At 60.2% G+C, this 13,015-nt stretch carries 18 protein-coding genes and 1 pseudogene; 16 read left to right on the forward strand and 3 right to left on the reverse strand.

Translation table 11 applies throughout. The features are described from left to right. The 9 genes from EN738_RS35560 to EN738_RS19810 all read left to right on the forward strand — a co-directional run. Positions 1–238 (forward strand): hypothetical protein (locus tag EN738_RS35560; protein WP_189605900.1); only part of this gene is annotated, 238 nt, incomplete at its 5' end. A gap of 1 nt (position 239) precedes the next feature. Continuing rightward, complete coding sequence (locus tag EN738_RS19775) at positions 240–1,820, forward strand: DEAD/DEAH box helicase family protein (RefSeq protein ID WP_127285176.1); 1,581 nt, start codon at positions 240–242, stop codon at positions 1,818–1,820. Then, positions 1,817–2,737, forward strand: a complete 921-nt coding sequence (locus tag EN738_RS19780; RefSeq protein WP_127285177.1) for a hypothetical protein — start codon at positions 1,817–1,819, stop codon at positions 2,735–2,737. Before EN738_RS19775 ends, EN738_RS19780 begins: the two co-directional genes overlap by 4 nt. Beyond that, a complete protein-coding gene (locus tag EN738_RS19785) occupies positions 2,734–3,303 on the forward strand; it encodes a hypothetical protein (RefSeq protein WP_127285178.1) in 570 nt (189 codons plus the stop codon). The genes EN738_RS19780 and EN738_RS19785 overlap by 4 nt, the downstream gene beginning before the upstream one ends. Further along, positions 3,300–3,584, forward strand: a complete 285-nt coding sequence (locus EN738_RS19790) for a hypothetical protein (protein WP_127285179.1) — start codon at positions 3,300–3,302, stop codon at positions 3,582–3,584. The genes EN738_RS19785 and EN738_RS19790 overlap by 4 nt, the downstream gene beginning before the upstream one ends. Before the next feature lie 153 nt (positions 3,585–3,737). Continuing rightward, the gene (locus EN738_RS19795; protein ID WP_127285180.1) at positions 3,738–4,589 is read left to right on the forward strand and encodes a hypothetical protein; all 852 of its coding nucleotides are present in this window, start codon (positions 3,738–3,740) and stop codon (positions 4,587–4,589) included. Positions 4,590–4,607: 18 nt separating this feature from the next. Beyond that, entirely contained in the window at positions 4,608–5,024 is a 417-nt protein-coding gene (locus tag EN738_RS19800; protein WP_127285181.1) for a hypothetical protein, read from the forward strand. Further along, a complete protein-coding gene (locus tag EN738_RS19805) occupies positions 5,021–5,473 on the forward strand; it encodes a DNA-packaging protein (protein ID WP_245493433.1) in 453 nt (150 codons plus the stop codon). Before EN738_RS19800 ends, EN738_RS19805 begins: the two co-directional genes overlap by 4 nt. Beyond that, positions 5,470–6,864, forward strand: a complete 1,395-nt coding sequence (locus tag EN738_RS19810; protein ID WP_245493434.1) for a hypothetical protein — start codon at positions 5,470–5,472, stop codon at positions 6,862–6,864. The genes EN738_RS19805 and EN738_RS19810 overlap by 4 nt, the downstream gene beginning before the upstream one ends. Here EN738_RS19810 and EN738_RS19815 read toward each other — a convergent pair. Further along, entirely contained in the window at positions 6,861–7,040 is a 180-nt protein-coding gene (locus tag EN738_RS19815; RefSeq protein WP_127285182.1) for a hypothetical protein, read from the reverse strand. The genes EN738_RS19810 and EN738_RS19815 overlap by 4 nt on opposite strands. 63 nt (positions 7,041–7,103) lie before the next feature. Continuing rightward, positions 7,104–7,643 (reverse strand): hypothetical protein, encoded by a 540-nt coding sequence (locus tag EN738_RS19820; protein WP_127285183.1) that lies wholly within the window; start codon positions 7,641–7,643, stop codon positions 7,104–7,106. A 179-nt stretch (positions 7,644–7,822) separates the two neighbouring features. Between EN738_RS19820 and EN738_RS19825 the strand changes: the two genes are divergently transcribed. Genes EN738_RS19825 through EN738_RS19850 form a run of 6 tightly spaced genes read left to right on the forward strand, consistent with a single transcriptional unit; the run spans position 7,823 to position 10,548 of the window. Then, complete coding sequence (locus EN738_RS19825; RefSeq protein ID WP_189379714.1) at positions 7,823–8,902, forward strand: hypothetical protein; 1,080 nt, start codon at positions 7,823–7,825, stop codon at positions 8,900–8,902. A gap of 36 nt (positions 8,903–8,938) precedes the next feature. Then, entirely contained in the window at positions 8,939–9,592 is a 654-nt protein-coding gene (locus EN738_RS19830; protein ID WP_127285184.1) for a glycosyl hydrolase 108 family protein, read from the forward strand. A 2-nt stretch (positions 9,593–9,594) separates the two neighbouring features. Continuing rightward, the gene (locus EN738_RS19835) at positions 9,595–9,810 is read left to right on the forward strand and encodes a hypothetical protein (protein ID WP_127285185.1); all 216 of its coding nucleotides are present in this window, start codon (positions 9,595–9,597) and stop codon (positions 9,808–9,810) included. Further along, positions 9,807–10,064 carry an ABC transporter permease gene (locus EN738_RS19840; RefSeq protein ID WP_127285186.1) on the forward strand — a complete coding sequence of 86 codons (258 nt, stop codon included), beginning with the start codon at positions 9,807–9,809 and terminating at the stop codon, positions 10,062–10,064. Before EN738_RS19835 ends, EN738_RS19840 begins: the two co-directional genes overlap by 4 nt. Beyond that, positions 10,043–10,231, forward strand: a complete 189-nt coding sequence (locus EN738_RS19845) for a hypothetical protein (RefSeq protein ID WP_127285187.1) — start codon at positions 10,043–10,045, stop codon at positions 10,229–10,231. Before EN738_RS19840 ends, EN738_RS19845 begins: the two co-directional genes overlap by 22 nt. Continuing rightward, positions 10,231–10,548: a hypothetical protein gene (locus EN738_RS19850; protein ID WP_127285188.1), complete on the forward strand. Its 318-nt coding sequence runs from the start codon at positions 10,231–10,233 to the stop codon at positions 10,546–10,548. The genes EN738_RS19845 and EN738_RS19850 overlap by 1 nt, the downstream gene beginning before the upstream one ends. A 221-nt stretch (positions 10,549–10,769) precedes the next feature. On the opposite strand, the gene EN738_RS19860 is transcribed toward EN738_RS19850, so the two are convergent. Further along, positions 10,770–11,774 carry a serine protease gene (locus EN738_RS19860; RefSeq protein WP_127285190.1) on the reverse strand — a complete coding sequence of 335 codons (1,005 nt, stop codon included), beginning with the start codon at positions 11,772–11,774 and terminating at the stop codon, positions 10,770–10,772. A 130-nt stretch (positions 11,775–11,904) separates the two neighbouring features. On the opposite strand from EN738_RS19860, the pseudogene EN738_RS19865 reads away from it, so the two are divergent. Beyond that, a pseudogene (locus tag EN738_RS19865) lies at positions 11,905–13,015 on the forward strand (hypothetical protein); the annotation flags it as partial.

The raw sequence follows: 13,015 nt of genomic DNA on the forward strand, positions 1-13,015 counted from the left end.
CTACATCACCAAGCACAAGCAGGCGATAGCCAACTTCCTGACGTCCAACCAGCATTCCGACTGCGAAGAGCGCGCCGCCATCATCGAATACGACGGCAAGGCCCCACGCGAATGGGCCGAGCAGTTCGCCGACATCCTCATCAAGAAACGTCCGCCCGGCGTGTCCGAACTCGACTGGTCGTGGTTCCTGGCCATGTGCGGGCGGATCATCGACGAAGCACCAGAAAGGGCCGCATAGGATGCTGGCGCCGGCTCACTCCAACGTCATCCTTCGGCCGCATCAGGAAACGTCGGTTGAGAACGTTCGCGCCAAGATGCGCGACAAGCTCCGCCGTGTGATCCTTGTCGCGCCGACGGCGTTCGGCAAGACGGAGTGCGCCGCGTGGATCATCCAGCAGAGTCTCGATAAGGGCGCCCGCGCGTGGTTCATCGTCGACCGCGTGACGCTGATCAACCAGACGAGCAAGCGCTTCTACGGCTACGGGATCGACCACGGCATCATCCAGGCCGACCACCCTCTGACCGACCCGAGGAAGCAAATTCAGATCGCTTCCGCACAGACGATCGCGCGCCGCAGTTTCGACTACCTGCCGGATCTGATCGTTGTCGACGAAGCCCACTGCGAATACCAGGCTGTCATTGACCTGATCGAGAAGGCCGGCCGCGCCCGCGTCATCGGCCTGACCGCGACGCCTTTCACCGCCGGTATGGCGAACCATTGGGATGCGCTGGTGAACGGCGCGACCGTCAACCAGCTTCTGGCGCAGAAATGGCTGACGCCACTTAGGATCAAGGCCTGCGTGACGCCGGACATGCAGGGCGTCAAAAAGAAGTTCACTGGCGAGTACGAGGAAGAGGGAAGCGGCCAGCGCGGCATCACGATCATAGGCGACGTGGTGCAGACGTGGGTCGAACAGACCCGCATCCACTTCGGAAAGGCGGTCAAGACAATCGTGTTCTCGCCGTCGGTCAAGCACGGCGAAGAGCTTTGCCGTCAGTTCGCCGAGGCTGGCTACAACTTCCAGCAAATTTCCTACCTCGACGGCTCCGACAAGGAGCGACAGGACAAGATCGACGAGTTCAGCAAGCCGAACAGCGCGATCGACGGCCTGGTGTCGTGCGCGGTGCTGACGAAGGGCTTCGACGTGCCGGATGTAATGTGCGGCATCTCCTGCCGTCCCTATCGCAAGTCGTTCAGCTCGCACATTCAGGAAATGGGCCGAGTGATGCGCGTCGCCGAGAACAAGGAATTCGGCCTGTGGCTGGACCACTCGGGCAACAGCATCGCGTTCGCCGACGATACCGCCTGGCTCTACGAATACGGCGTCGCCAGCCTGTCGGACGCGGAGAAGCACGACAGCACTGTTCGCGAGCCGACGGAAAAGGTTCGACGCGAGCACTTCTGCCACAACTGTGGCATGCAGCTTGAGGCCGGCATAGATACCTGCATCGGGTGCGGCGAGACGCGGCGCAAGCGCGGCGAAATCGAAATCGTGCAGGGCGAGCTGATCGACCTCGACATCACCACCAGGGCCGCCTTTCAGCCGCGCAGGGGCCTGCGCGCCGATTGCCTCGACGACCCTCGGGCAATGTGGAACGCCTCCCTCGCCTACTGCCTGGCCAATAGCACCCGTGGCGAGGAAGTCGCGCGCAAATGGGCCTACGGCGTCTGGCGGGGCATCTACCCGACCAGCAAACTTCCCTACGGCCTGTTCGAGGCCCCCTGCCACCAGGTCACGGTCAAGACGGCCGAGTATCAGCTTATCGAGCGCGAGGTGAAGCGCTTCCGCAAGAAGGCCCCCGCGAGGCGCGCGGCATGAGCATCGAGGACGCAATAGACAAGGCCTGCTCGGCCGTCGGCATCAACCCGCCCAAGCGGCGCGAGTATGGTCGGTGGCTTCAGGCTGACACGCTGTCCGGCAAGAACGGCAAGGGTGACGGGCGCGTCATCATCAACGAAACGCATGTGACCGCCCACAACTGGCAGACCGGCGAGAACGTCACGGTCGCGATTGGCGGCGACGTCGAAAAGCGCGATCGGCAGAAGATTGCGCAACAGATCCAGGCCGCGAAGCGCAAGCAGGACGCCGACGCGGCCCGAGCTGCGCACATCGCTGCCAGCCTGGTTGCGGCGTCGCGCGTCAGTGGTCATCCGTACCTCGTCACCAAGGGCTTTCGGGAAGAGAAGGCCATGGTCGTCGCGGTCGCCGACGTGCGCCGGATCGCGGGCGATTATCTCGTCCCGACCAACGACTGCTCATCCGCCGTCCTGATCCCGGTTCGGATCGGCAGCCAGGCAACTTCAGCACAACTGATCTGGGAAGACGGCACGAAAAAGTTTCTCTTCGGCGGGTCGACGTCGGGCGCGGCGCATAGGGTATCCAGCGGCGTCGACACATGGCTTTGCGAGGGCTACGCAACGGCGATCACCGTGCGGACCGCGCTTCACGGCATGAAGGTCAAGCCGACCGTGCTCTGCTGCTTCTCAGCCTCGAACATCGCCACCATAGCCGACCGGCTGCAGGGTCGCGGCTTCATCGCGGCGGAGAACGACAAGCCCCTGCCGCAGTTCGGCGGGATCGGCGCCAGCGAGTATTACGCGCGCAAGACGTCGCTGCCATTCGGCAAACCGGAACTTGGCTCGGATTTCAACGACCTCTACCAGCAGGCCGGCATCTTCGCCGTTCAGCGCAGCCTGACCGGCATCATGGCGCGCGCCGTGCGAGGTGCCGCATGAAGGTCGAACTCGACCGTTCGAAGGCGTCCTTCAAGCTCGACCTGATCGAGACGGCGAACATCGACCCGATGCTGACGCCTGCCGACTTCAAGGTGCTGGCGGCCTATGTCGCGGTGATGGCGTGGCCGTCCTGCAAGACCTGGCTGGCGTCGACACGGGCACAGGCCCTGACCGGCTTGGGCGATCGGCAGTTTCGGAATAGCCGCGCCGTGCTGCTCGGGAAGAACGAGGCCAAGCGCGCCTACCTGGTGCCGGCGCGATCGGGCGGGAAGGTGTCGACATACAAGCTGGTGAACCCGTGGCGGGACGAAGCACGCCAGCACGTGGAGGCGATGACCGCCTATCACAAGGAAATCGAGCGGCAGAAAAAAGCAAAGAAACGGGCCGATCTGTCCCTGCAAAATTTGCCGGGACAGGAAGACGCTTGTCCCGGCAAAATCTGCCGGTCTGTCCCGGCAAAATCTGCCGGCTATTCCCCCTCAATGATTACCCCAAGAGAAGAAGAAGCCGGTGATGAGAAACACGGTTCCAACGTAATCCAATTCAACACACGGAGGGCGTCTTGACCGTCATCGACCTGAGCAGCCGCAGACTACCTTACAAGACACACGTCGCGGAAATGCAGTTCCTGCAGTTCCAATCGATCGCAACCGGCGTGGAGGCTCATCTGAAAGTCCTGTCCGATGAAGCCTTCGCAGCGGAATACCGCGCGCTGAACGAGATGCTTTCGGCATCACCAGTCGGCGAGGCAGTGTTGGATGTCTTGGCTGGTATCTACGTGCATGAACGGGAACGGCGACAGATCATCATCCCGGCCGTCGGGCCCACCCAGGAAAGAGTTTGTTGACCATGGTCGAGATGAGCAGTGGGCGGATGTGTAGGAAGTCGGGGAAGGCGCCAACGACAGGGTCGCCTGGCAACACGGGCGTGCGGACTTTCGCGCCGCGCTGTCATGTCGAGGGCGTCCGCGCTCAGGTCGAGCATCGATAGGAATTGCAAAGTGGAACTGTTGAACCCCATCACCGCCGTAAGCGTCGCGGGCCTGACCCCACGCCAGCCTGGCACCGGAGAACCGATCTGCGAGCGCGTCGACCCGGCAACGCTCTTTGTGGACCATGAATACCAGCGAACTGTCGGCGAGAAAGGCCGGCGGCAAATCCGCCAAATCATCGAGAAATTCTGCTGGACGAAATTCAAGCCGCCCATCTGTGCCTACGCCGAGCATGAAGGCCGCACGATCCTCAAGGTGCTGGACGGCCAGCACACGGCGATCGCGGCTGCGAGCAATCCACATGTTGGGCTGATCCCGGTGATGATCGTCGAAGCCGCCGACACCTCGGCCCAGGCCGCCGCCTTCGTCGGGCAAAACACCCAAAGGTTGGGCGTTACCAATCTTCAGCTACATCACTCGGCTGTGCTCGCCGGGCATCCGGAATCGGTCGACGTTCAGCGGACCTGCGACCGTGCCGGCGTAAGGGTGCTCCGCAATCTGCCGGGGAGTGGCCGATATCAGCCTGGAGACACTATCGCGATCGCGGCGATCAAAGCACTGGTGTCGCGGCGCGAACCTCTCGGCGCTCGGGTGATCCTGGAAGTGCTGGCAAAGGCTCATCTGGCCCCAATCACGGCTTTGCACATCAAGGCAGCCGAGTACGTCATGACCGACAGTGAAATGTCGATAAAGCTCGATCCCGACGAGTTCTCAAAAACGATAGGCGATTTGTATCTCTCGGCGGAGGACGAGGCCAAGTTGGTGGCGAAGACATTGCGCACATCGGAATGGAAGGCGCTCGGATCGATTTGGTACCGCAAGACGAAGAAGAAGCGACAGGTAATGCGCCTGGTCGCGTGATTGTGGGCGCCGCGCCGAGTGTCGCCTGGCGCGGCGCCACCTCACATAAGGATGAAAATGACACAGCACCCTCGCCTCTCGCTTCCGTTCTACCGGTTTTCGTCCTTCAACACGAAGGGCGGCAAGACACACCCGCGCGTCGCGCGAACACGAAACCGGATTCTCGATCTATGGGAGGAGATGGCCTCTTACGCGACCATCGCGGAAGAACTCGACATCTCCATCAGCACGGTCGTCGAATGCATCGCCCGGGCAAAACGCCTCAAGGATCCCCGCGCCGACCGGCCCTTTCGACACCGGAAGATCCAGATCGCAGAAAAGCGCCGTCGAGAGATCAGGCGGTTGCTCGATGACGGCTATCGGCCGCGCGAGATTGCCGCGCGGCTAGGCATCTCAAAAAGGCTGGTGCTACTCCGCATGAAGGAGACGGGATGATGTCAGCGCCCGTAGGAAATCAATTCTGGAAGGCTCGCAGCTCGCATGGGCGGTCACCCATATTCGCGACGCCAGACAATCTGTGGGCAGCCGCAGTCGAGTATTTCGATTGGGTCGAGGCGAACCCGCTCTATGAGGCCAAGCCGTTCGCGTACCAAGGCGAGGTGACTATTACCCAGGTTGCCAAGATGCGCGCTATGACGCTCGACGGGCTCTGCATCTTCCTCGATATCGCCCGCCGCACATGGGATGGCTACGGCGAGCGTGAAGACTTTTTGCCAGTCACGACGCGCATAGAAGAAATCATCCGAGCGCAGAAGTTTGCCGGTGCGGCTGCCGACTTATTGAATCCGAACATCATCGCTCGGGATCTTGGGCTGTCAGATAAGCAGGACGTTGCCCATACCGGTAACATTACGTTTGAGACAATATACGAGAGCAAGCCTTGAAGGTTCAATTTCGCGTGCGCTGGTATCAGCAGGCGTTCCATCGCGCGCTGGTTAACCGCACCCACGACAGGCTGATGGCCGTGTGGCACAGACGGGCAGGGAAGGATGAGATAGTCCTGAACGCGATGCGCGAACTGGCATGGAAAGATCCAGGCACTTACTGGCATTGCTTTCCAGAGCAAAAGCAGGCGCGCAAGGCCATATGGAACGGCGTCAACGGCCACACAGGCAAGCGCCGCATATTCGAGGCCTTTCCGCCTCTGATGATCGAGCGCATGCAAGACGATGACATGTTCATCGAGCTGAAGAACGGCGCCACTTTCCAGCTGATCGGCTCGGATCGCTACGACAGCACGGTGGGTTCTGGTCCGAAGGGCATAGCCTATTCGGAATGGGCGCTGAGCAACCCGAGTGCCTGGGCATATCACTCGCCGATGATCCGAGAGACCGGCGGGTTTGCTGCCTTCATCACAACCCCTCGCGGCAACAACCACGCCAAGACGATGTTCGATCGAGCGAAGACCAATCCGAGCTGGTTTGCTGAGCTTCTGTCTATCGACCAGACCAAGGCGCTTTCACAACAGGACCTGGATGAGGCCAAGCAGGAGTACATCGACCTTCACGGCAAGGAGATGGGCGAAGCGCTGTACGAGCAGGAATACCTTTGCTCATTCGCGGGCGCGCTGATCGGCTCTTATTGGGGCGGCGACATCTGGCGCGCCGAGCGCTCCGGGCAGATTAGGAGCGTCCCGATCGACTGGACACACCCGGTCCACACGGCATGGGATCTTGGGAAAGCCATCAACAATCCGGTTTGGGTCTTCCAGGTCATCCACGGACAGCTTCGTATCGTCGACTTCTACCGGCCTGAAACAGACGATCTGGAGGAGTGGTGCAAGTGGCTTAATGAACGCGGTTATCACGGCGACGACTATGTCCCTGACGATATCCTGGATCCGATCTGGGGCGCCAAGCATACGCGATGGGACTTGCTGAAGGCGAAAGGGCGTAAACCGCGGCTCATCAAGCGCATAGCCGTCGCTGACGGCATTCATGCGGGCAGGGAGGCCATTAAGGGATTCCTATTCCACTCGGGCGACGATGAGCGTGGCCAGCGCATGGAAATGGGACTAGACGGCCTCAAGAGTTACAAGCGCCTATGGGATGATGACCGAAAGACGTTCCTCGAAAATCCGTTGAAGGACTGGGCCGAGCATATTGGTTCGAGTTGGAGGTATCTGGGCCTTGCTTGGCGAGGCGCAATCGCGGTGAAGGAAAAGCCTGTCGGCGACAAAGGTGCCTATGTGGCAATGCCCGACGGCACGATACGCAGTCAGCAGACCGTCAAGGAGGCTGTCGACGCGATGGTGCGCAGGCGTCGCGCCCGTTAGAGGCGGTTCTTGCTCTCTAAATTTGCAATGCGGTTTTCCAGCGCAGAAATACGTCGTTCTTGCTCGGAGAAAGCGCTCTGGAGAATTTGAACCACTAGTCCGGCGCCCGCGGCGCCGCTGCGCTCCCCTTTGCTAATCAAAATCAGCGAATCCAGCAAAGCCTGAGCCGAAACCATGAGATTTTCCCGTCATTTGTCTATTTTATGGGTGAAGAGCGCGAATAGCTCGGCGCCCGATGGCTAGCGATGCTTCTTCGCCATATGGGCTTTGGCATCAGCCTCAAGCGTGCTCGCCCAGCGCTCCAGGCCGACCACGGCGCGGTCTGGCATTTTGCCAAGTGAACCCTTGGCAGCAGCCTCTGCCTGACGTTTCAAATGTCGCAAGCACCTGAGCGGGTTTTTGCGCTCGTCATAGAAATCCAGGCCTTCACCCAAGAGAAATTCTGCCGCCTGAAAATCGTCCATCGTCAACGTCGCATATTGCTCATCGTGTACGTCGCGCTGGTTTTCGATGTCCCAGCGTTCCCATGGTAGCAGCGACTGAAAGTCATCCGGAAAGACGAACTCGGTGTCGCTTAGGAGAATGCCGAAGGTCGCCTTAGAAAAATCGTCCATCATCTCATCGAGCCCGAACGGTAGGTTTCCTCTGCCCGAATAGCGGAGCAGCAAGTTCCTTTCCAATTCAGTCGCGCCAGGAAGATCACGGATGCGCACAGGCGGTCCTTGGTGAATTGCGGGAGCGGGTGTCAATTTCGCCCATTCCGCGTAGCGCGCTTTCATCGGCATTTGATGTCCCCGAATCGGGTGTTCGGCCATGCTTGTGGAAGTTTATCGCACCAGGCCTCAGAACAAAATGGCAACTGACGTAGCGTCCACAACGTGCGAGGCGCACGCTCAAGCGGCTTAGAATTGCACGGGCTCCCCCCGATGATCTGCCCAATCGATAGATTGGAGCAGCTATGCCGCGCGCTGGTGGTGTGTATTCAGCCCCTCCGGGCACCAAGGGAACGCCGAACACCCCGATCGAATCGGCGAAGTACAACGCGCTTGTCGACGATCTGGTGGCGGACGCGAACGCTGCTAGGCCCGTCACGTCCGGCGGCTCGGGTTCGAGCACGGCAGTAGGAGCTGCTGACAACTTCAACGCAGCTGGCGCGGACATAGCCTCGGCCGCGACCGTCAACCTGGCAAATACCACAGGTACGCTGGTCAACATCACAGGCACGGTCCCCATCACGGCGCTCGGCACGCTTCCGGCTGGCGCCGAGCGGGATCTGGTGTTTCAGGGCGTCCTGACGTTCACGCACAACGCCACTAGCCTCATCCTGCCAGGTGGCGGCAACATCACCACGGCGGCAGGCGACGTCGCGCGTATGCGGTCGAGCGGGGGCGGCAACTGGCGTTGCGTCGGTTATACGCGCGCCAACGGCACACCCCTTGCCATCGCAGCATCGTCGACCATCGTCACGCCCACCCTAACGCTGAAACAGAGCGCCGCGCCGACTCCTACAGCAGAGGGTGATATTCAGTGGGACACTGACGACAACGTCCTGGTGGTCGGCGACGGTGCGGCGCAACAGATTTTCGTCCCGCTACCGAGCGGCGCGGTAGCGGGAGACTTGCTCTATCTCTCGGGTGCCAAGGCCTACACGCGAATTCCCAAGGGGACGGCTGCCCAGCAACTGCGCATGAATGCCGGTGCCACGGCGCCGGAGTGGTTCACGCCCGACACGTCCGGCATCGCCAAGGCGTGGGTTTCGTTCACGGTATCTGGCTCGACCGTCACTGTCCGGAAGTCATTCAACGTGTCCAGCGTCGTGAGAAACGGGTCGATGGACTACACGATCAATTTCACCAATGCGATGGCAGATGTGAACTATGCGGTGGCGGGAGCCTCTAAGCCACAGGCCGCCACAGAAGCGTGGGGTGTAGCCCCTTTCTCTGTGGCCTCACTGCTTGTCGGTTCTGTCCGGGTCATAACCAAACCAGCCGGTGTTTCTGGCGACGCCGAGTTTGTCAGTGTCGTGATCTATGACTGACCAACTGTTCATTCGCGGATGGAAGATCAACCTCTAATGGATCGCAATTTCCAGAGGGCACTTTCGCTCGTTCTCAAATCCGAAGGCGCCTGGTCGGACAATCCAGCCGATCCTGGCGGCGCCACCATGAAGGGCGTGACGCTGGCCAATTTCCGCCGCTACGTCAAAGCCGATGCCACGAAAGCCGATCTGAAGAAGATCACCGATGCGCAGCTCGCGACGGTTTATCGCCGTTTCTATTGGGACGCCGTGGCGGGCGCCGAGCTGCCGGATGGCCTCGACTATGCCGTCTTTGACTTTGCGGTGAACAGCGGTCCGGGCAGGGCGGCGAAGTACCTCCAGGCCGCATGCGGAGTCGGCGTGGTTCAGGACGGCCGGATAGGACCGGCGACGCTTGCCGCGGTGCGGGCCAAGCCCGCCGGCGTCGTCATCGATACGCTTTGCGATGCCCGGCTGTCGTTCCTTAAGCGTCTGCCGACCTGGCCGACGTTCGGCAAGGGCTGGCAGAGCCGCGTGGTGGCGGTGCGCATCCAGGCCATGATGATGGCCACGCCCGCGCCAGCCCAGCCACCGGCTCCTGCACCTGTCACGCCACCGGCGCCGTCCCCAACCGCGCCCGCCTATGAGGAGCGCAATCCCTTCTGGGCCGCGCTGTTCGCAGCCCTCAAGGCAATCTTCAGAAGGAAATGACCATGCAGAGCGCAAAGCCTTGGTGGCAGTCTCTGGCGGTTTGGGCTGGCGTGTTCTCGCTGCTCAATTCCGCAGGCCTCGCAGGCATCAACATCGACTTCTCGACCGGTGACTTCAACGGCAACATTCATGAGTTGGGCGCATCGCTGATCGGCTTCGTGACTAGTATCGGCATGATCTGGGGCCGTATCCACGCGAAGACGAGGATCGGTAAATGATCGAAATCGCGACCGCGCTTCTGGAATCGCTGTTCCACAATCCGACCATCATTGCCGCTTTCATCGGCATCATCGGGGCGATCGGCTGGGGCTTCCACCAACGACTTTCCGGCGCCAAGGCCGAACGCAACAAGCAGGCCATGGAGCGGCTGGCAGCCCGTGATGAGGCAGACAAGATCGACCAGGCCGTTGCTGGCATGTCTGACACCGAGGTTCTGAAGGAGCAGGCCAAATGGTCGCGCCCAAAATCCTAGCGCTGGCTGCCTTCGTCGCCCTTGCCGCCTGCCAGCACGCGGGCGGTAGTTTTTGCGACGTCGAGAAGCCGAACCGCAATCCAGTCGAAGACATGACGGCGACCGAAGCGCGGTCGGCGCTCGCGCACAATCTCAAGGGCGCCAAACTCTGTGGCTGGAGGCCATGATGCATGAATTCCTCGACTTCCTGGGCATCAAGGCGCCGGTGCTCATCGCCGGCCTTTCCGGTGGCATTCTGCGGGCGCTCTCACGTCACCGCTACAAGCTGCGGGAGATGTTCGCGTCGCCGATCTGCGGCGCGTTGGCGGCCGCCTATCTCACTCTGCCGGTGGTTAGATATTTCCAGGCAACGGGGCTGCCCATGCCAGAAGATGACACCACAACGCTCGCTGCCGCATTCCTCATCGGCGTTTCGGCAATGTGGATTTCCGACTTGGTATTTGAAGCAGTTGTGCGGCGCTTCAGACCGGACGAAAAGGGATAACGGTGAATGTCAGCGAACGACAGTTCGCAGGTCGCCTTCTGGGCTTAGGGGCACACTTGCACCGTAACCGATCTGGGAAATCGGCGGAACGACGGTCAACACTGAATTGCGCAATATCGTAGCCAGCGAGCCAATGTCCGCCGTATTGTCCAGCCTTGCGGTCGCAACCGCAGACGTTTCTCGATAGGCGGAACTCGCATCCGATCCTGCGAGCAGTTTTCTCATATCTTTTTCCATCCTTCGAAATTCCGCTGATCCGATATTTGTTCCAACTGCATGAGAGGCGCTGCCGGATTGGGCACTTGGGTCTTTGTCAGGGTGCCTTCGGATAGAAACCCGTAGCACCCACCATTTACGCTTTCAACGATTCCGCGGACCAGACGGTAATTTGCTGTCGCGTTCGCTCCTAACTCCAAGGACGGATTAAACGGGTCCGCCAGCCTCATTTCTGCACTGAAGTTCTTGTGAATCTTTTTCAGGATATCATAAAATTCGTCGCTTGGCTTCTCGATCGGCAAACCCAACGCTGCGGCCTCACGGCGATTGATCGTGTAGTCGTGACTTCCCGAATCCGCGCACAGAAAATCAATTATCGCCTGAACCTTGTCTGGGTCTTGCACGTGCTCCTTCAGCAGCTTGGAGGCAAGAAACCGGATCTGCGCCCGAGAACGAAATATCTCTCCGAGCACCAACGGGTGGACCTTGTTGGACAAATCCGTGAGGATACCGCCGAGCACCTCGTCGCTCTTTACCCCAAGATCCTTTGTTGCTGCGTCGAGGTAGCCTCGTACTGCCTCAACGCTCACAGGAACACGGGCCAGCTGGTTCCCGACCGGGATCTGCGGCCCGAGGGCGTGCGTGAGGCTGGGGTCAATCGGCCCTAGCGCCGCCTGCTTGGTCATTACGATTTTGCTGGCGCCAAGAGAAATCAAAGTGCCGGCGCTCATCGCTTTCAACGGAATGAGAACCTCAAGCTCGTCGCAGAAGGATTTAATCAGATTTATCAATCGCCAAGCTGCGGAGGTGCTGCCTCCGTTCGTGTGAAGCAGCAAAGATATCTTCGGGGTTGGACCAATCTTGTCGAGGATATCCACAAACAAATCGACGCAGTCTTGTCCGATTTGCGTTTCGGCGCCTGACCTGTCGCTTGTTGCGTATGCGATGACTTTTGTTTTTCGTTCGGCCTCAATCTTTCTGTAGATTGTGCGCCTAGCTGCGAAAGCCATATGAATCCCCCCGGATTTTCTGGATACAATTCAGAAAATCACGACTATGTCAAACCTAGGCATTGCGCCGGGCTTTGAAATTCTTCAAGCGGCTTAGAATTGCGCATTCGCCGCCCGCATCCTACCCGCCATGGCAAAGGCGGACCAGCGCTCTCCAGACCAGCAGAAGCAGGGCGAGACCCTTCGTAAAGAGGGGTCGAAGTGGCTTGCGCGCGTCGAGGCGGCCGGAAAGCTCGAAAAGCAGTGGATGGACGACGCGGAAAAGGCGGTGAAGGCCTACACCGGCGAGACCAAGTCGGACGACCTGAGCACGTCCGCCACGCTCGGCAACACCTACGACTTCAACATTCTGTTCGCTAACGTCGAGACCATCGTTCCGGCGATCATCAACAGTCCGCCCGCGCCTGACATCCGCCGCCGCTTCGCTGACGAGGATCCGGCAGCAAAGGACGTCGCCGAGCTGATCGAGCGCGCCATTCGCAAGCAGGTCGACGATTCCAAGCTCCAGGTCGAACTGGAAGGGGAGGCACAAGACGGATTCCTGGCAGGTCGCGGCATCATCCGGCTTCGCTTCAAGAGCGACATCGTAAAAGACGAAACGACCAATGCGGAACTTGCCGACGCTGCCGATCGATTAATTGTCGATGACGGAGCAGGAGAAGCGACTTCTTCCGCCGACGATGTTCGAGGCGAGCTTTACGGTGCTGGAAACGCGGATGCAGGACCAGGTTCTGCGGGTCCAAGTCAGGAACGGCTCGCAAACGAGTGCATCGAGTTCGAAGCCGTAAGCTGGCGCGATTACCGGCACGGGCCGGCGAAGCGCTGGAAGGATCGGCCGTGGGACGCATTCCGCTTCGTCGTGCAGCGCGAAGACGAGGGTTCAGTGTTCGACGCCGGCTTGATCAGCATCCAGACCGACGATCAGGAGAAGAAGGCGCGCGGCGAAGGCGACAGCGACCTGTGCGGCTGGGAAATCTGGGACAAGGGCACTCGCAAGGTCATTTTCATCGACGACAACGGCGTTGTGCTGAAGAAGGTCGACGACCCGCTTGGCCTGAGCGATTTCTTCCCGATCCCTGTGCCCGTGCAGCCGATCGAGCTTACCGGCCGGCTGATGCCGGTCAATCCGTTTTCGATCTACAGCCGGCTCGCCGACGAACTGGACCTGACCACCAAGCGCATCGGCGTCATCACCCGCCACATGAAGGTCAAGGGCTGGTATTCCGGCGACGCTGGCGACA

It is taken from the genome of Mesorhizobium sp. M4B.F.Ca.ET.017.02.2.1 (assembly GCF_003998955.1).
Lineage (GTDB): Bacteria > Pseudomonadota > Alphaproteobacteria > Rhizobiales > Rhizobiaceae > Mesorhizobium > Mesorhizobium abyssinicae.